Raw genomic sequence first — 18,804 nt, 5'->3', positions numbered from 1 at the left:
GAGGGCAACCAACACTCCCCTTACTCACTCAATCAATGGTACAGACCGCAAGCAAAAGCCCTTCAAGAGAGTTTAATTTGGCTGTAATGAATCGTTCATCAAGACGCTTCAATGTACGCGGGCAAACCAGACCGGGCACATAGGACCCGGCTTTCGAATTGCCATATACGACTAACAGGGGTACCCCGATGAATTCCAGAAAAACCTGCCTGGCTTCTGCCATTTCCCTAACCACGCTGATCGCCGCGAATCAATCGCTGGCCGAACCGGCAGACGACGGTCAGCTGGAGGAGGTCGTTGTGCTGGGTACGGGTGCCACTTTTAACAGCAGCGCAGTATCCGAGGCCATGCGCAAGCAGCAGTCCTCCATTACCAGTGTCAACGCCCTGATCGATAATTTGCCCGGTGTTTCCGTCAACGAGGGGGATGCCTATGGCTTTGATGACTGGTCTACCAATATCAGTGTGCGCGGCTTTACTATCAGCCTGGATGAGCAGCAAATTGGCACTACCATTGATGGCATCCCCAATGGCGGTTCCAACTATGGTGGCGGCGCCAAGGCCAACCGCTTTATCGACCCCGCCAACCTCGCCTCCATAGAGGTTTCTCAGGGCACTTCGGATATTGCCTCCCGCTCTCTGGATGCCTTGGGTGGCACTATTGATTACCGCAGCCAAGACCCCGTGGACACACGCCGCAGCCGCATGGAGCTTTCCGCAGGCGAGTTCGATGCCCGGCGCTTCTATTATCGGTTCGACACCGGTACCTTTGCCGGCAACAGTAAAGCGTGGATCTCCTACGCCAACCAGGAAGCCACTGACTGGATCACCGAAACCGCGCAAAACGAACGCGAGCATATTGCTGCAAAACTGGTCACAACACTGGAAAATGGCACTGTCAACACCTACGTTTCCTATGATGACATTCACGAAAACAACTACCAGCGTATTTATTCCGAAACGCAGTTTAAGGAATTCCCGGAAGACGACTTTTTGCGCGGAAAATGGGTAGGCATCCCCTATATCGATCAACTCTACCGCCGTGGCTGGTCTACCCTGCGCAAGAACCTGCTGGCCTATTCGCAATTCGAGTATGACCTCACGGAACGTCTTAACCTGCATGCCGGGCTCTATTACCACACCAATTCGGGACGCGGCGATTGGGTTCCCCCCTATCTGGTGGACATCACCGATGATGGAAATGCAGGCCAGTCGGAATTCCTCGGCGGTTCCACCGCTTATGGTGGCCTTCAGACAGGGCAGATTTTCTATGTGGATGCCAATGGCAATGCGCTCACACCTATAGACGGCTGCATTTCTTCAGTTGTCAATATCTACGGCCAGTCGGGACCGGAGTATGACCCAGCATGCTATCCCGCAAATGCTATCCCGGTTATGTCCTACCGTCACACCCACTACAAGAAGAAACGGACCGGCCTGATAGCGGACTTTACCTACAATGGTCTGATCGCCGGCTTCGAGCACGAGTTGCGCGGCGGCCTCTGGTACGAAGACGCCACGCGTGACGAGCACCGCGATTGGCACAAAATCACCGATGCCACCCGCAGTGCCGATTTTGATGCAGCGCCTTACTGGGTGCAGTACGATCGCAGCTACCCTCAGGAAACCCGCCAGTGGTATCTGCAGGACGCTCTGGTTATCGACGCAATCACCCTGACACTGGGAGCCAAGCAGTTCTTCGTGGATGTTCAGCGGGAGGATTTTTTCGGCGCATCACCTGATGTGGGTATCAATTCCGACTCCGATATTTTGATCTCCGCAGGACTGCTCTGGGCAACCCCATTAGAAAACACTGAACTGTTTGCCGGATACGCGGAGAACTTTAAGGCAATAGGAGACAGTGTGCTCGAACGTCCAGATTCGGACCTGGACAATATCGACCCCGAAACTTCGGAAACCATTGAACTTGGCCTGCGCTACACTGGGGATAGCTTCACAGCTACCGCCACCTATTTCGAGAATCAATTTGAAAACCGGATTATTTTCCTGGACAACAATACCACCACAGGCCCCAATTACCTGATCGGTACCAATGGCACTTACTTCAATGCCGGTGGTATCGAATCAAATGGCCTGGAATTATTGCTGGACTATGACCTCGGAGAGTCCTTCAATCTCTACACATCCTATACCCTGATCAATGCCACCTACCTCGGCTCAGGGGATGCCGCAGTCGATGAAGCCCAGGGTATCACTCCCGGTAATACGGTAGTCGGCATCCCGGAGCAGCTGTTTGTGGTGGGACTGGACTGGAATTCAGAACTCTTGTACGGCGGTGTTTCCAGCAAGTTCACCGGAGATCGCTATGTGGATACCAATAATACTTGGGTGGCCGATGCCTATATCACCACCGATGCCTACATTGGCATTAACCTCATAGAGATTAACCCGGCGCTGACTGCGGTGAACCTGAACCTCGTGGTTAACAACCTGTTCGATACCGACTATCTGGGCACCGTGGTATCCGGAGGTGCCTGGATCGGCGCACCCCGCACGCTCTCGCTCTCAGCCTCTGTGGATTTCTGAGAAAGCACATCGGCAAGTCACACAGTACCTACCGCCGTCCCCGGATTGGGGCGGACCGCCGGGATAGAGGTATTTTTACAACCGGGTGGGTATTTCAAGGAGCGCTGCCAGATCAGCAGGCGCGCTCTTTGATTGCCCCATCCATCGCAGAGAGACTTCTGAGCCGACTCCACAACCGGCATCAAAGCGTGTTTGTAAAGAATCCGGCAGGCACCAAGCTGTATAGCCATATACCAGGATAAGATAAAAATGAAAGCGGGCACAATTCCCGCGGGAGACAGGCTCAATGCACAAAGTATGGATATCGCTGCTGGGAGTAATACTTTGCACCCATGTCCACGCTGCCGATCACCTGGTGTTGGTGACGATCGACGGTTTACGCTGGCAGGAGGTCTTTTCGGGCTACGATCCGGAGCTTATCCAACACGACAAATACACCGAAAACAGGGCCCAACTGATCGAGCAATTTGGGGGAAAGTCTGCCCAGGAAAAACGTCAAAAGCTCCTGCCGTTTATATGGAGCACAGTAGAACAGCACGGGGTGCTCGCCGGCAACCGCAATAGAGGATCCCGGGCGAGTGTTACCAATAATTGGTGGTTTTCCTACCCCGGTTACAACGAAATACTCACCGGACGCGCCGACCCAAACATCCAATCCAATGAGGCCATACCCAATGTCAATATCACTTTTCTGGAATGGCTGCATAAAAAACCCGGCTTCAAAAGAAATATCGCTGCGTTTGGCAGCTGGGGTGTTTTTTCTGCCATTATTAACCGGGAACGCAGCGGTATTTTTGTCAATGCCGGGCTGGAACCCGCCATCTGGCCACAGCTATCGATGCGCGCCCGTTTTTTGAATGAACTGCAAGGCCAGTTGCCGATTTTCTGGAAGGACGTACGCCCCGATGCCTTCACCTATGGCCTGGCGAAGGAATACCTGATTCAGAAAAAACCGAAAGTGCTCTACATCGCCCTGGGGGAGACCGATGATTTCGCCCACGATGAACAGTATCACCAGTATCTGCAGTCTGCTCATCGCAGTGATGCTATCCTGGCGGATCTGTGGAATACCCTGCAAACGATTGAAGGCTACCGGGATAATACCAACCTGCTTGTCACAGTGGACCACGGGCGCGGCAATACGGCTGAAACCTGGCCGCACCATGCCAGCGGGCCGGCACTCACCCAGTTTCTCGGCAAAAAGGATCACCCGCACAAGGGGGGAATACCCGGTTCCAACGAGATCTGGATGGCAGCACTGGGTCCGGATATCAAGCACATCGGTGAGGTTTCCGGCGGCGCAACCCTGTATCAGGATCAGGTGGCAGCAACCGCATTGAGACTACTGGGCTTTACCCCCGGTGATTTTGACAAGCGTGCCGGTCCGGTAATCGCCAGAATCCTCCGTAAAACTGACACGCAATAAACCACACACTCTTGGGGGCTGCCTGAGTAACATAGAGAACACCCTCTTTGAAAAAAAGGGCGCGCTGTTGGCTTGGCTTTTCACGCCATTCCACTGTGGTGCCCTGGGTACCGAAGCCTCAGCACAACCCTCCAAATCGGCGCAGCAGTACAAGAAATAACCAACCCGGTACGCATGAAGAATACACTGGCTGTGTCACACCTGTTTTCGCATAATTGCAGCTTCACACGCAACTCATAACAGATGGCCAGCTGTATGTGGTTTAAAAACCTTCGTATTTATCGCTTAACCAGAGAATTCACCCTCAACGCCGAAACACTCAACCAATGGCTGGAGCCGCATGCATTCTCTCCCTGCGGAAGTCAGGATTCTGTCCGCTACGGGTGGGTACCCCCTCTGGGCCGGCACGGCAACCAGCTCGTGCACGCCACCAATGGATATCTCATGATCTGTGCCCAAAAGCAGGAGAAGATCCTTCCCGCCGCAGTGGTCAATGAACGCGTGGAGGCGCTGGCACAGGCTATCAGCGACAGGGAATCCCGCCAGGTAGGCCGCAAGGAGCGGCAAAACCTCAAGGACGATGTCCTGCTGGAGATGCGCCCCCAAGCCTTCGCGCGCTCCCGCTTGCACTTCGCCTACCTCTCCCCCCGGTCCAACTGGGTGGTAATTGATGCCTCTTCCGCTTCTGCCGCAGAGGAGTTACTGGAAAACCTCCGCGAGGCCATCGGCAGCCTCGCTGTGGTCCCACTCTCCGCCAAAAACCTGCCGCAGCAGGCCATGACCCATTGGCTCGCCACATCGCAGGCACCAGCACAGTTTGATTTCGAGCATGAGTGTGAACTGCGCAATCCCAAAGACAGTGGCAGTGTGATCCGCTGCAAGAATCAGGACCTTTGCGCACAAGAGATCCAAAATCATCTGCTGGCCGGGATGCAGGTGTACAGGTTAGGGCTGGTTTGGCGCGATGGCATCACATTTTTGCTGGATGACCAACTTGCCCTGAAACGCATCAGATTCAGCAGTGAACTGCTGGAAAAAGCCGACAACACAAATGCCGATGGGGCGGCTGAGCGATTCGATGCGGATTTCTCAGTGATGGCCCTGGAACTTACTGCCCTGATCAAGGATCTGCTCAAAGCCCTCGGCGGTGCCAGCACCGAATTAGCCAGTGTCGAGGAAATTGTGGCCAAAGCCTCCAGCGGGCAAGCTGATACTGTGGCACGGGCAGTAAAAGAAGTGACCTTTTGATTTCATCAGCTAGCGCGGATTCTTTCTATCCAAGCAACTGGCCGCTGTCTCTTTATAAGAAAGGCCATCTGGAGGAACTACCCTTTTAATAGTGCGGCAGATCGGTTAAGTTCGGGTAAAATGCCTGCGGTATCCTTTTGGTATAAAATCTGGATGAAAATTGACTTGTTGGTCATCCCGTCAAGCTGAACGGTGACAAGCTAAGCTGTTTCAACTCAATATTTCGGAAAACACACCATGACCTCACTTCAAGACCAACTGCTCCAAGCCGGGCTTGTCGACAAAAAGAAAGCCAAGCAGGTCAGCAGGGAAAAACGCAAGCAACAAAAAGTTGCCAAAAAGTCCACAGAAATACGAATCGATGAAACGAAATTGGCTGTACAGCAGGCCCGCACCGATAAAATGGCACGGGATCGCGCCTTAAATGCCCAACGCGATGCCGCAGCCCAGCAGAAAGCCATCGCCGCACAGATCAAGCAATTGGTGGACAATAACCGCCAATCTCAGGGCAATGGAGACATTGCCTATAATTTTACCTTCGACAAAAAGGTCAAAACGATTTACGTCACTGAAGCACTATACGAGCACTTGATAACCGGCCGGCTGGCAATTGTTGCGATGGAGCAACGTTTTGATCTGGTTCCCAGGGTGATCGCAGACAAGATCGCCGAGCGCAATAGTGATATCGTAGTGAAGCAGGCGCAGACTACGAACCCAGACGACAAAGACGACCCTTACGCTGACTTCAAGATTCCCGATGACCTTATGTGGTAAAATAACGATAATCGATCACGTAACCCCATTTGAAAGACCGGACCATTTTTCTCTGCTCTCCTGATTTTAACGACCTGGGGATTCAAATTCCTACTCAGAGTAAATAAGATTTCTGGCAGCGGCACATTAGTGCTTGGAAAAACATCAATCTATTCCAGGCAGCCTACTAGCAACAACATGGTCTGGTAGTATGCTGAAAACACGAAGAGTAGAGAAAATGTGGCCGACCTTGCAGGCGAGATTGCATAATCGCTTTCGACTTTAAAAGATAACCCAGGATCAGATTAATATATAGGTAAACGATTTAAATAACCGATCAAAAAAATATTAAGATTTCGACACAGGAAAACTTAATGGGTAATTATTTATTTAGCGATGCAATCAGAATAAATGATACGCACTTCAAGATTGAATCCGTGCTTGAATAATCTGAAATTTTTAAGGAAAAAATATAACTCACGGATCATAAATTGATCTAACCGCATTCAAAATTCACAGATTAAGTTTTTTCAACACCCCGTGTAAAGCATAAGAAAGAAAATTAGGGAGGGCCCGCCAGAATGGTAAACCTTCATGAGATCGATAAACCTGCCAAGTGTATCTAGCAGCACTTAACTTATTTGAAGACAGTGATCCATGCCTCACTCTGTAGTAAGTCAATGGTTCATTGATACCTCTCGCCACAATACCTTTTCGAAGAAGTTTAAGCCAAAAAGCAAAATCTTGCCGCTTTCGGATTTCTGGCATCAGAACCCTACCTACAGCATCATAGTCCAAAAGCACGCTTGAACAGGCGATAAGTGGGTTACTTAGGAGGCCATCATAATTAATTAAAGGTTTGATTTGTTGTACTGCCCCAAAATATTTCCCAGAGGAATCAATCTTTTGTACAGCTGTATAGCTTAATTGTACATCACTATTTTTTAGAATTTCTATTTGCTTTTCCAATTTTTCTGGATGCCAAAGGTCATCCCCATCAATAAAAGCGATATACCTAAAACGTGCTGCCGCAAGACCTATATTTCTAGCACCAGCTCCTCCTAGGTTTTTTCTGTTATGAAACACATTCACTCTTGAATCAAAACAAGCCAATTTTTCAATTAAATTACCTGTTTCATCTGTAGAGCAATCATTAACTACAATAAGCTCGAGATCTGTATGCGTTTGATTCAAAACCGATTCTATCGAATGTTCAATGTACTTAGCTAGGTTAAAGGCGGGCATTACAACACTTATGCTGTTTTCGATTTTGTAAGACATCAAAATAGTTACTAAACCTAATAAAATTTAAATTCAATTCCGAAATGCATCACAGTCTATGCTATTAAAACAGCTCTATAACTGCCCATAACTGGCTTGATGTTTTATACACCAGCTCTTTTCTCGGGGTAGAAATTGGACTTCGCACCTCTATCCACATCAGTTTCTTCAAGCTTATATCTTTCAGGAAATATTGGCTCAGCAAGAGTTTAGTATTTTCCTCCCGCACAAGAGCTAAAGGGTCGGGTTAAAAAGAAGACATCAGTAGAGAGCAACGAACTAATTTTTCATGATACGTCAATTTTTTCCTGTTGTCAGCTGCAATGGTTGAACAATATACTTAAATAGGCTAAGCAGTGGGATAGTAGCCTGGGCAATGTCTGCTGCACTCTTGCAGTTAACCTGTATGGATACTATGAAGCTCGTTATCTACTCTACGATGGTTACCTAGGCATCGCTGCGACCTTTAACTATCCCTATATATACTTGCTAATCATCTATGCATGATTTTTCGTCAACAACCATAGGGCAGTCATCCATGTTCACTCGATTCCTTATCTGCCCCGTGCCGATTTACCATTACGACGCTTGACGTATCTCTTGCTCTTACAACTTAGGTATATATAAAGACCTTCTTCAGACTGCCTGTCCGTCCAAATATGGAATAGATGTTCTCGTGGTTAATCAGCTGCTCTCGATTATTCAGAAGCCAACTCGAGATCTTTCTGGACTGAACTCTAAACATAGTGAGTGCTTAATAATTAAGGTGTCAGCTTAGTGAGTTTGGCAGCACCTTTGCGCCGCTGTTATGCTTTTTCTTTCGCCTGCTTGTGACGACATCCTCTACCACCAGTATTTCTTGCCAGCTCCCTACTCATTGTAAATTGACTTACGTCGATGGCTTAAAATACCGCTCTTTGGTTCAAATCACTTTTGACTAGCCTGAAATTTGGCATCTTTGATAATAAGTTATCTAATTGCAATCCTTGGTCATCACTTCATCTCTTTGATCGAAGAAAAAGCGATTAAATCTACCCTCACCTGACCTCTTTTCCTACTTCTTCAAATAATACATATCAGAGTTGAATTCACGTAATGATTAAAATAAGAAAATACACTTAAGCAATAACAATTTTATCGATGCTCTGGTTTACCACCTAACATGACACGAAACATCTCCATCAACTCAGCCACCCAAACACGCAAATATACCCACGCGGCGAGCAATCTATACTTCACTGTAAACTGATTTTTTTTTAATAAACGGAATATTGTAATAATTGGGGATAAAAAAGTACGAAAAAAAATCCAGATTTTATATTTTAAAGATTTACAGACTAACTGTCCACCTTTAACTCTACGTGCCTTTGTTGCAATTTCCTCCCAGCTCGATCTAGTTCGATGTCGTATTAGTGCAGAATGAGCGTAGACAATTTTAAAATTATTTTGTCTTGCTCTACGACAAAAATCTGCATCTCCCCCAGAATAAAGTCGCTCATTAAATCCAGAAATTTTTTTTATCAATTTTCTGGGTACTACTAAATTCGCAGTCGCAGCATAACCTCTTCTAACATAATGCTCCTGGGGTATCCCCTTAACAATATCATAGATTTCATAAGCTGTAGGTTTCTTTCTTTCACTAATCGAGTCTACTCTACCAGCAATAAAAAAATCATTCAATTTGGTAGAGTATATTTTTTTGACCACTTCTTCGAACCAATTTTCAGATGGTAAACAATCCGCATCAGTAAAGAATATCCACTCTCCGCGGGCATAATGCAAACCACAATTTCTTGCGGCATAGGATCCGCGGGTATTACAATATAGAATTTTTACATTGTCAGGAATTTCTTTTGGAATACAAACCTGAGTTGATCCATTATCAATTAATAAAATCTCAACAAGTCCGGCTCTATATGTCTGAACACTCAGACACTCAAGAAGTTCAGGAATAAAATGCCATTGCTCATAAATTGGAATAACAACGGTAAAACTTAAATACATTTGACTCCCTGTTTTTCAAAATTCAGAAAATACAAGCCTGTAAATCAATTTACCAATTTGCAAGATTCAATTGCTACTTCTTTATTAGTGGTTTTTTGTTCTAGTATCTCGAGGCAATTCAGTATTCGACAAACAATCTTTAACCCTTCCAAAAATTGCTGTCGAATACAATGCTGCTCTAATACTGCGACCAAAGCAGATAACTCAACCGCTTTCAGATCAACATCACTTAGTGAAGGACGAATTACTGATGCTGCCAACAAGCTTCTCTCCAGTTGATCAAGCCCAATTCTATCTATCTCAAAGCCAACGCCAATGGGCTCCAACGACCATCTACTCCAATTAATAAGTAAAAAAGTATTGGATTCAGGTATAGTCATAATATTCTGTGCTTGCATGTTAGGATTGACAAAAGCTAGTGGCAACACAGCTAAATATTTCTTCAAATTAGGCCACTGTTTCATTAACTTTGCCACCTGCTGTTCTTGTTCGGCAGTACATGTTGCAATATTTAATTGCCAAATTTTTTGCTCACACAATCGCTGCCAAATATGAGCCTTCGAGCGTTGATAGCGCTGAATTAGTATCTTTGGTGGCTCCACTGTGAGCAATTGTTTCTTTATTTCAGCTACTGCAGCTCTTGCGTCTTTTAACGAACATAATAAAAATTCTTCTTGAAACTTATACACTTGGCATGGAAAATCATCCAAAGTCGTGACTCCGATTAACTGTGGCGCAAGCAATCCATCTGGGGGATCCCTCAACAGATCCAGCTCATGCAAAGCAAGAGACTTGCGATTCCTGTCGTAAAGCTTAATCAGATAGTTTTCAGATTTTTTTTCTCCCGATACTCTGAGGAGACCCAAATTGTTTACACTTGAGGGGTGCCAGCGAATCTGATCTATGCCATACCAGCCTTGAACAATTTCTTTGAATATGGTATTCACCCAACTCTTCCGAATATCAGGCCCAAACAGAGGCCAAATCGATTTACGTTTTTTTGACTGGTTAGAAAGTAATACTTTGTTATGAAAAAACAGTGCATCAATCTTAACCCTAAGAATATTCAAAGCATTTACATCTCGTATGAAAGCAGCCACTCTATTTAGTAACTGGCGACTCAACAACAAGGATACTATCGCCACAAATACCGAGGGTGGTTCAAAAAAAATGAAATCCGCCACCAAATAGAAAAACACACAAAAGAAGCCTATACCTGATGCAAAAGTTATAATTTTTTGAAATTTACCTTCTAGATATTCGCGAAGAAATAAATTTGATCTCACAACACTCAAAAACATCAGTATTGCCACAATAAAGTAAGCAATTACCAGCAGAGCCATATCTTTATATAAAATAAAAATTCCAAGCAATGCAAATCCAGAAAAAACCACGGACGCTAGAGCATCGGAAAGTCTTAAATAAGCGTTAGCAGCAATTTCTTCTTGGTTTTCAAACAAGACCATTTTGTAGTTTTTGGCTAATATGCGGCGGGCACCTTGTGTGGTAACTACTACGATCAAGCGCTCACTTAGCATGTGTATTAGAAAGAAACCAATAGTGGTTATACTAAGGCCAATAATCAGCGGCTCTCTACCATAGGCAGCCAACCATTCTGGCAGATAGCTTGGCATGCGCTCAGAGCCAAGCAGAATAACAACTTTCAAAGGTAGAAATGATGCCAACAGGGTGGAAACCTGAGAAATCAGCGTGAGAAAAACTATTAACGCTGTTCGCCAAAAGACCACTCTACCAAACTTACTTGCTAAGGAAATACACCACCGCAACACGCTTAAAACATCAGCTATCACGATACCGGATCTCCGAAAATAGATAGTAATTCTTCGGCACGGGCTTCCCAGGTATTATGGGTAAGGAAAGCCTCTATTATTTCATGCTTCGGCACTTCCTCACAGGCAGCTTTCAGAGCGCAACAAAACTCTTCCACTGTGCTTACAGTGGTAGTATATGGATAATCGCTGATCTGGGGCATTACAAAAGAAACTACTGGCAGGCCAAATGCTAAGTACTCATATATTTTTATTGGGTCGACACCATCGGCTAGACGCCCCATCCGAAATGGAATAATACCTGCACTCCAGCGTGTTGCGTAACGGTGAAGCTCCTGCCAGGGCCTTGGACCTAGAAAAAGCACATTCTCGGGTAATTCAAATTCGCTTGGAGCTGAGTGCCCAATCACTTCAAACTGATATTGCGGGAGTAATTGAACAATCTCCTTGAAAGCCTCCCAATTAAACCAAGCTGCGGAAAGATGTCCAAAATAACCCACCACCCTAGGAAATAATGCCGGTTCATGTTTATAGTTATTCGGAATAATATCTTTCCCCACTGCATTAGGCATTAACTTCACACAACTGTCGGGCACCAGCAGGCTCAATTTATCTACAAGAGGTCTGGACACACAATAAGTCCGGTCGACAGTAGCCACCAATTTGCGTTCAACTTCAGCATGAAACCATTTTGCCATTCCAACCTTGGCAAATTCTTCCCAGTCATCCCGACAGTCATAAATAATGGACCATCCCTGTGAACGAAACTTGTCTACATAGCTTTCAATACCCTCGAATGGATAGGATATAATAAATAGCTTGCGAATATCACCTAAACTAACAGCTGAAATATCATTGAGTAACTGCAATGTAATATCTACAGGGCTTTGCACCAGTCCAACTGAATTATGAACAGGCAAACTTTCAGTGAATCTTGTTCGATGGTAGCTGAAGAAAACGGGTACGCCACGCGCTAGCAAGGCTTGCGCCTGACGTATGGGGCGATTACCTCGTGTTCCTTGAATACAGGTGGTACCGGAAAAAAGAAATACCAGCTCTTTACTACCTGATTTATTTATTTCTTCAACAAGACTCAACCATTGCTTGCGAACCATTTCGTATTGTATAGATCCTGGCCCAGGTGGTCGGCTTTGACGTCTCAGCGTACGAAAAAAGTTTATAAGAGTTATTGGCAGACGCAATAGAGCAAGCGGTGAGCGAGTCGCCTCAATAAGCAAGCGCCCCAGCCGAAAGCTGTTACTTTCAAGGACTCGGTGATACTCTACCTGCAACGCCGCCAATTCACGCTCTAGAGCCTCTCTAGAATCAGAAGAATTCATACTCCAAACAAACCTTTGAATGAATCGATAAAAGTCCCAGGGCCATATTTTTCTGCCAGATAACAATGCAAGTTGATCACCTCAGCTCTGTCTTGCTGCTTGAAGAGTGTCTCGGCCGCCTTAATAACCTGTTTAGGATTCCAAATATTGACCCGATTTATTAGAGGGGAATCAGGATAAACCTCTCGAAAAACTGGAAGATCGTTAGTGATTAATGGACAACCGCATAGCAATGCTTCTGCAGCTGCCATGCCAAAAGATTCGTCTCGAGAAGTCACCAACATAGCCCCACCAGTAACAGCACATTGCCTGTAGATCTCTACTAGCTTAGAGTTATCTATTCTATCAACCCAATACACTCTATCTGAAATTTCAAGCCTGTAAGCTAACTCAAAGAAAGCCGCGGTTTGGCTTGTTGATGCCGTGCTGCCACCCACTATACTTAAACGGACGTCACCCAAATGATCTTGAAGCATTGCTATATATATCAACGCCAAGCGCCAATTCTTGTGGTGATCGAGCTTTCCAACCCAAACGAATTCTCTCGAAGCATGTTGTTTTTTTTTCAACCCAGCTTTTATTCTGGGTTTAGAAGCAGGAGTGAAAAGCGATGTTTGCAGAATATTTGGCAGCACATGGATATCCGGTACATTTTTCTCTAAACATTTCGTCACAAGTTTAGCAGAATAATGAGTCGGGACAGTTATACCGGCTAATTTAGCTGGATCTATATCTCCAAGATAGGTCAGCCCCGTACTCGTGGTAGTGTGCACGTCAAGATAAACAGCATTACGACGGTATAGAGGACCTGCAGCGGCGCGAAGCAGCTCGGGGGAGTCAATCACCACTACAAAATCAAATCGGCCCTTTTGTACAAGCTTGCGAAATGACACCTCAGTTCCAAAGTGAATACCATGACGCTCTCTTAGTACCTGTCCCAGATTATTGTCCTGACTGAAAAAAAGTTCACATTTAAATCCAGAACTCTGAAGCGCATTACGACGTAAAGCGAGCTGAGTATAAACGCCGCCAACTATACCGTATCGGTATGCATAAAGAATTTTCATCCCCAACTCTCTTCCAAGTACTGATCTGCGTGTGATTTTATATAAGCCACTAATGCCTCTGAACCCAATAAGCTTTCCTTTTGAGGAGACCAGATAACATACCACCCAATTAATCGCAATCTCTCTACTCGCTTTAAAACTCGAATGTCTGGTTTTCGCAATATAAGAATGCCGCCCAGATTATCTTGATCTAACCTTCTCGTTAGCAATTCGACGTCTTCGGTACACCATGCGGCTTTAGCACACAAGTTCGTTGGAAGTTTACTTCCTAGTACCACGACCTTAGACAATGATCTTGTATGATATGAATCTTTAGAAGGGAAAGCAGAAGTAGCTGCAGTAGATCGTTTTTTAATTCGACTTAGATAAACTCTTGCAAGCTTGAAGCAAACTGAAATAGTATTACTGCCAAATGGAAAAGCTTCAATTACCCATCCCCCAACCTTATATCGAAGGCTTTTCCGAACCCCTTCTAGTTCGGACTCGCAAGAAGCTATCTCTTCGCGTAATACTTCAAGTAAATGATCTCTAGTGTTCATTAGTTTTTCAGAAGATATTTTAAAATTGAATCTGCAGCCATCTAGTCGGCGGCGCGGTAAAAGCCTCAAAGAGGGTAATTATACCCTACTAATATCGATTATTCTTGACGATACACTTCAGCCTCTTTATTGTAAATGTACTATCGAATCATCATCTCATTTAAACCAAAAGTGTCAACTAAGTAGCCTCTGATCAGTAGATGCCTGCAAGTGAAACCTCTCTTCAAATACACTAATTATTAGCAAAATACTCAAATTAAAAACTTGAAGCACCTCTATAAATCCACATAAAGCTGCAAAATTTAGTGCCCTCGAGATTCCCCTTTTTTATCGACCATAATCTTACTGAAATCCGCAAAAAAATGATATTTGATGGGTTTTAGCGCTATTTCGACCTGTTCCGTGGAAGATTCCTCCTTATTCCTCATGCAGCCGACTTACGTCGGCTCTGCAAGCTTATAAATCGACGCATATTATACATCAAATTCATCATGCCAACCTTAACCGCAGCACGCAAAATCCCAATAGTCTGCACGAACTTACCGCCTGCTCATTTTCCATTGACCCAAATATGTGTTCGACTCTAACTCGAGCTCTGGACTTGCGACGGCTCTCTTCCGTGTCCCGCTTGCTAAGAGCCTTACCCCGATTCCCTTTCTTATGCACATGGCTGCGGCATCCCATCGCCTCCAATGTAATCTCGCTTTCTTCACTGTAGTAAGCGCTGTCTACCCAAACAGTATTGTCGCTCAGCAGTTCTAGGAACACTTGGGAGTCGTGCACTTCGGCGGAGATGATCTCGTATTCTCGGGTCAGTTTGTGCTTGTTGTCCACGCAGGCGTGGTTCTTATACCCGTAGTGGGTCTCATTATTTTTCTTGGTCCAGCGCGTATCCAGATCCTTCTGGTGCTTTACGTTTGGTTTTTTCTCGATTTTTTCCGGTACTTTGCCGGCCTTAATTTCCTTGTTCTCATCTCGACTGTTGCGTTGCTTCGGTGCATCAATAAAACTGGTATCAACTATTTGCCCTTTCTGAGCCTTGTAGTCCTGTGCATCAAGCTGCAAATCGAACTCGAGCAAGAGAGACCTCATAGGCTCGGCGCTCACCAATTGTTCTCGAAACAGCCAGGTTGTCCTGGCGTCTGGCGTTCTGTCTTTCGGATTCAGGTTGAGAAACCGGCAAAATGTAAAGCGGTCGCGTATCTGATACTCTAGTTCATCGTCTGATAAATTGTACAAAGGCTGCATTACCAGCGCTTTGAGCATTAGAATGACATCGAAGGGCTTTCGTCCTGCATTGCTTTTTCGCGGTTTTGTATGAACTTTATTCAAAGCTTTTAGAAAGTCTTCCCAATCAATCAGCTTTTGCAGAATAATTAGCAGGTCGCGCTCGTTCAGCTTGCGATGTCGTTCTTCGAGATCTAAGAAGCTTGGCTGCATTTTTGGCATAACCTCTACCTGAGAGATAGTTGGACCGATTTTACCAGAAATTAGGTGATTTTAGGGATGCCATTGACTTTGCGATGCTCTTCCGCATGGCCCACTAGCGACAAAGATCACCAAATAAAGTTCTGACCCCTCTTGCAGTCTTAATTATTGCTTTCTGGTAATTTGCAACATATATTTTATTTGATAACTACAAACCATGCTGATGCTTTATTGGCTACGACAATCTATCATATGCCTCTAGTAAGAATTTTCCAGCTCACAGGAAGCCATATCCCACTAAGTAACGGAACATCAGATCGCTTTCGAGTCCCACCGTCAATAGTAGTATTTTGCCCATATTGTTAATAAATTGAGATAAAATTTTATAAAAAACGAAAAATTAGTATAAATTTTACAACATATTCCTAAATTTGTCAATTCCAAAATCAGTATGCAGCGTTTTGGCAAGAAATATTGATTAATCTAAAGTGTGCTGGGCTTGCCCTCGCCGGCGAGGAATTCCTCCAATTCTGCGCTCATGGCTGCTTCGGCAAGCTACTTGATCAGAGGAGACAGAATGCCATCTTTGCCGCTGAGGTCTTTGCCCTCACGCAGCGCCTTGACAGCAACATCTATATCGAAAGTAGGTTTGGTCATAGGTCATCTCTTTTTTGCTAATGATAAAGACATGACAGTCGGGTAGACGACAGCGTTACCGCTGTCGCTCCCCTCAGATCCGGACGTGCGCGATTAACGTATCCAGCTCTTCAACTCTCCACAGTTGCAGGTTTCATGGCAATTAGCTTCGCCGGGGGGAGTGCATAACGCTTTAGCAGTCTTCCAGCCGCCTCCCAGTTTAGCGCATGCCGTTGCGAGCGCCGCCGCAGCCACTTGACTCAGATTCTTTTGACTGGATACAAGAACCGCCTCAGTGCCTTACTGTTACCTCTTAACCCTAAGTAAGCGTGGTGGCCCCTAATCTTCTAACATAGGGCAGCATGCTGCTTCGGCAGTGGCTTATGGCGGTTACTCAGGCACCAATGCGCTATGGCTTGGAGCCCACGCGCGAACCGCAACTTCATGGTCTTGCGCCCAAGGCTCCACAGCCCCTTCGACGATTTCTCTTCCAGTAGTGCGTAAACCCAAGAAAATTGATACTGGCTCTCTGCTTGGGCTGAACTCCGTTACACAGGCCTTGTCTGGATGCAGGGTCAGGACAAAGCGGTTGAACCGTTTCGGCAGTATCTCAGTAGTCCGAATAGCATCCTCGGTGTTTCTCGTCAGCAACACCGCGTCATCCGCGAAGCGAATCAGGCAAATGCCATTGATAAGCCAGGGTTTAACTTCCGGCTCAATCCATTGGTCCGGCACGTAGTGCAGTACACATTGGCGAGCAGCGGACTGATCACCCCACCCTGTGGCGTTCCCTTCTCGGGATAATGAAGGCCTCTCTCTTCCATCACCTCCGCTTTCAACCATTTGTTAATCAAGCGCAGTGTCACGCCATCTCCTATCCGCTGCTGGAGAAATGTCCGCAATTGGTATTTGTCCAGGTGGTCGAAGAACCCCTGGATATCCATCTCGATTACGTGGCCACCTCCCACCCAGCTCAGTCGCCGGTCCATCACCTACAGCGCCTGATGAGCACTCCTCCCCGGTCGGTAGCCGAAAAGGAGTATGGGTGAAAGATGGGCTCGTAGAGCTTTTCCAGTATCAGGACTACGGCCCGCTGCAGCACATTGTCCTCGAAGGTCGGATCCATATTGGACGCCACTCTTTGCCTTTCGGCACATAGCTGTGCTTGACCGGCGGTGCTCGGTAACAACCGTCCTTTGCCCGAGACAGAAGACTCTCGAGATTCTCATCTAATGTCTGGGCATAGTCGGCGGCAGATTGGCCGTCCACCCCTGGAGCGCCGTCCTTGCGCGTTTGATGAAAAGCCGCGCACAGCAGATCTTTCGCCAGATACAGATTGGGATTGGTAAAGCATCTCTACGATTGTTCCCTACCTCGCGTCGCTAGCCTCAAAAGTGAGGTGGACATGGGATCAAAGCTCTGCGTCTCCGCCATGTTGCCCTCCTGAGGGTGTGATGAATTAGCTTTCCCTTCCCTCCACCGACTCCCTGCGGATGTCGGTTCGCCTGCGTCACCGGTTGAATCCCCCGGGTTTCTCGGAGGCTAACTTTCTTGAGAGAATTAGCCAATGAGCAAACGACCTGGATACTCTCCCGAAGTACGGGAACGCGCAGTTCGCATGGTATTGACCGGCGAGCACGAGCACCAATCACGCTGGGCAGCGATCACATCTATCGCTTCCAAGATCGGCTGCACACCCGAGACCCTACGATCATGGATCAACAAGATGGAAGTCGACAATGGTACCAGGCCCGGCACCACCAGCAGCGACGCAGCCCGTCTCAAAGAGCTGGAGCGCGAAGTCCGCGAGCTGAAACGCGCTAACGAGATCTTGCGCAAGGCTGCCGCTTTTTTGCCCAGGCGGAGCTCGACCGCAAACCGAAGTAATGGTGGCATTCATTGACCAGGAGCGTGAGGCGTACGGTGTCGAGTCAATCTGTGAGATTCTGCCGATTGCACCATCGACCTTTTACCGCTGCAAGCATCTACAGGCCAATCCAGAGCAACGCTGTGCGCGCGCTCAACGTGACGATGAGCTGAAGCCTGAGATCCAGCGGATCTACGAAGAAAACCACCGCGTCTATGGTGCACGCAAGGTCTGGAAGCAGCTTAACCGTGAAGACATAAAGGTCGCCCGCTGCACAGTTGAACGGCTGATGAAGGTACTGCAATTGGAAGGTGTTCGAAGAGGCAAACGTTGCGTTACGACTATCCCGGATGAGCTGGCTGATAAGCCGCTGGATCTGGTGAATCGCGAGTTTACGGCAGAGCGCCCCAACCAGCTTTGGGTGGCCGACATAACCTATGGTGTGCCCGGAGCTCAGGGCGAGTACGGATGCTCAAAGGAGCCACGAGTCTATCTGGAATGTTGGCGAGGTGCTTCAGGATGAAGCAACCAGTCAATCCCTCCCACTGTGAGGGTGGAGAGCCTGAGCGGCAGTGACCTGTGGTATGCCCACAGAGTGATGTAACCCGCTGACAACGGGGATTGAGGCGAGGTCACTAAGCCAAGATGATCCTCTAGGCTGAGTGTTGGAAGGCTGAAGAACATGAACCCATTAATCCGCCTCTGAGGGTTGAAACGTCACCACGGCCTACGTGACCTAATAGGCCGTACAGGAAGGTGAGGCAGCTCGATATGTAGACGCTGCCAAACAAAGGAACTTGGACAGGTAGGCCGGGTTCCGGGCCAGCAGCACCCATCACAGAACGGCCTGCAGCTTCCTGTCAACTTGCAGACAGCAAG

At 46.8% G+C, this 18,804-nt stretch carries 11 protein-coding genes, 2 pseudogenes and 1 other annotated feature; of the genes and pseudogenes, 5 read left to right on the top strand and 8 right to left on the bottom strand.

What is annotated here, in order from left to right:
* The first annotated feature begins 188 nt into the window (after positions 1 to 188).
* The 4 genes from M8T91_RS08630 (at position 189) to M8T91_RS08615 (ending at position 5,994) form a co-directional block, all read left to right on the top strand.
* Positions 189 to 2,546, top strand: a complete 2,358-nt coding sequence (locus M8T91_RS08630) for a TonB-dependent receptor domain-containing protein (protein WP_301418764.1) — start codon at positions 189 to 191, stop codon at positions 2,544 to 2,546.
* Positions 2,547 to 2,832: 286 nt separating this feature from the next.
* The gene (locus tag M8T91_RS08625) at positions 2,833 to 3,972 is read left to right on the top strand and encodes an alkaline phosphatase family protein (RefSeq protein ID WP_301418762.1); all 1,140 of its coding nucleotides are present in this window, start codon (positions 2,833 to 2,835) and stop codon (positions 3,970 to 3,972) included.
* 255 nt (positions 3,973 to 4,227) lie between these two features.
* Positions 4,228 to 5,220 (top strand): recombination-associated protein RdgC, encoded by a 993-nt coding sequence (gene rdgC / locus M8T91_RS08620; protein ID WP_301418760.1) that lies wholly within the window; start codon positions 4,228 to 4,230, stop codon positions 5,218 to 5,220.
* A gap of 237 nt (positions 5,221 to 5,457) precedes the next feature.
* On the top strand, positions 5,458 to 5,994 hold the full coding sequence (locus M8T91_RS08615; RefSeq protein WP_301418758.1) for a DUF2058 domain-containing protein: 537 nt from the start codon (positions 5,458 to 5,460) through the stop codon (positions 5,992 to 5,994).
* A gap of 492 nt (positions 5,995 to 6,486) precedes the next feature.
* Here M8T91_RS08615 and M8T91_RS08610 read toward each other — a convergent pair whose 3' ends face one another.
* The 8 genes and pseudogenes from M8T91_RS08610 to M8T91_RS08575 form a co-directional block, all read right to left on the bottom strand.
* Positions 6,487 to 7,254, bottom strand: a complete 768-nt coding sequence (locus M8T91_RS08610) for a glycosyltransferase family 2 protein (RefSeq protein ID WP_301418756.1) — start codon at positions 7,252 to 7,254, stop codon at positions 6,487 to 6,489.
* 1,134 nt (positions 7,255 to 8,388) lie between these two features.
* Entirely contained in the window at positions 8,389 to 9,258 is an 870-nt protein-coding gene (locus tag M8T91_RS08605; protein WP_301418753.1) for a glycosyltransferase family 2 protein, read from the bottom strand.
* Positions 9,259 to 9,302: 44 nt separating this feature from the next.
* On the bottom strand, positions 9,303 to 11,069 hold the full coding sequence (locus M8T91_RS08600) for an MFS transporter (RefSeq protein ID WP_301418751.1): 1,767 nt from the start codon (positions 11,067 to 11,069) through the stop codon (positions 9,303 to 9,305).
* Positions 11,066 to 12,388, bottom strand: a complete 1,323-nt coding sequence (locus M8T91_RS08595) for a glycosyltransferase (RefSeq protein ID WP_301418749.1) — start codon at positions 12,386 to 12,388, stop codon at positions 11,066 to 11,068. The genes M8T91_RS08600 and M8T91_RS08595 overlap by 4 nt, the downstream gene beginning before the upstream one ends.
* Positions 12,385 to 13,455, bottom strand: coding sequence for a glycosyltransferase family 4 protein (locus M8T91_RS08590; protein ID WP_301418747.1), 1,071 nt, complete (start codon positions 13,453 to 13,455; stop codon positions 12,385 to 12,387). The genes M8T91_RS08595 and M8T91_RS08590 overlap by 4 nt, the downstream gene beginning before the upstream one ends.
* A complete protein-coding gene (locus tag M8T91_RS08585; RefSeq protein ID WP_301418745.1) occupies positions 13,452 to 13,994 on the bottom strand; it encodes a hypothetical protein in 543 nt (180 codons plus the stop codon). The genes M8T91_RS08590 and M8T91_RS08585 overlap by 4 nt, the downstream gene beginning before the upstream one ends.
* A gap of 424 nt (positions 13,995 to 14,418) precedes the next feature.
* A pseudogene (locus M8T91_RS08580) lies at positions 14,419 to 15,434 on the bottom strand (IS5 family transposase).
* Between the two features lie 1,298 nt (positions 15,435 to 16,732).
* Positions 16,733 to 17,047, bottom strand: coding sequence for a reverse transcriptase domain-containing protein (locus M8T91_RS08575; RefSeq protein WP_301418743.1), 315 nt, complete (start codon positions 17,045 to 17,047; stop codon positions 16,733 to 16,735).
* A 578-nt stretch (positions 17,048 to 17,625) separates the two neighbouring features.
* Here M8T91_RS08575 and M8T91_RS08570 point away from each other — a divergent pair.
* A pseudogene (locus tag M8T91_RS08570) lies at positions 17,626 to 18,364 on the top strand (IS3 family transposase); the annotation flags it as partial.
* Positions 17,904 to 18,019 (top strand) — a sequence feature (AL1L pseudoknot). It overlaps the preceding pseudogene by 116 nt.
* Positions 18,365 to 18,804: the final 440 nt, after the last annotated feature.

The sequence above is a fragment of the Microbulbifer sp. MI-G genome (assembly GCF_030440425.1).
Classification (GTDB): Bacteria; Pseudomonadota; Gammaproteobacteria; order Pseudomonadales; family Cellvibrionaceae; genus Microbulbifer; species Microbulbifer spongiae.
This window is presented reverse-complemented; position numbering and strand designations above follow the sequence as displayed.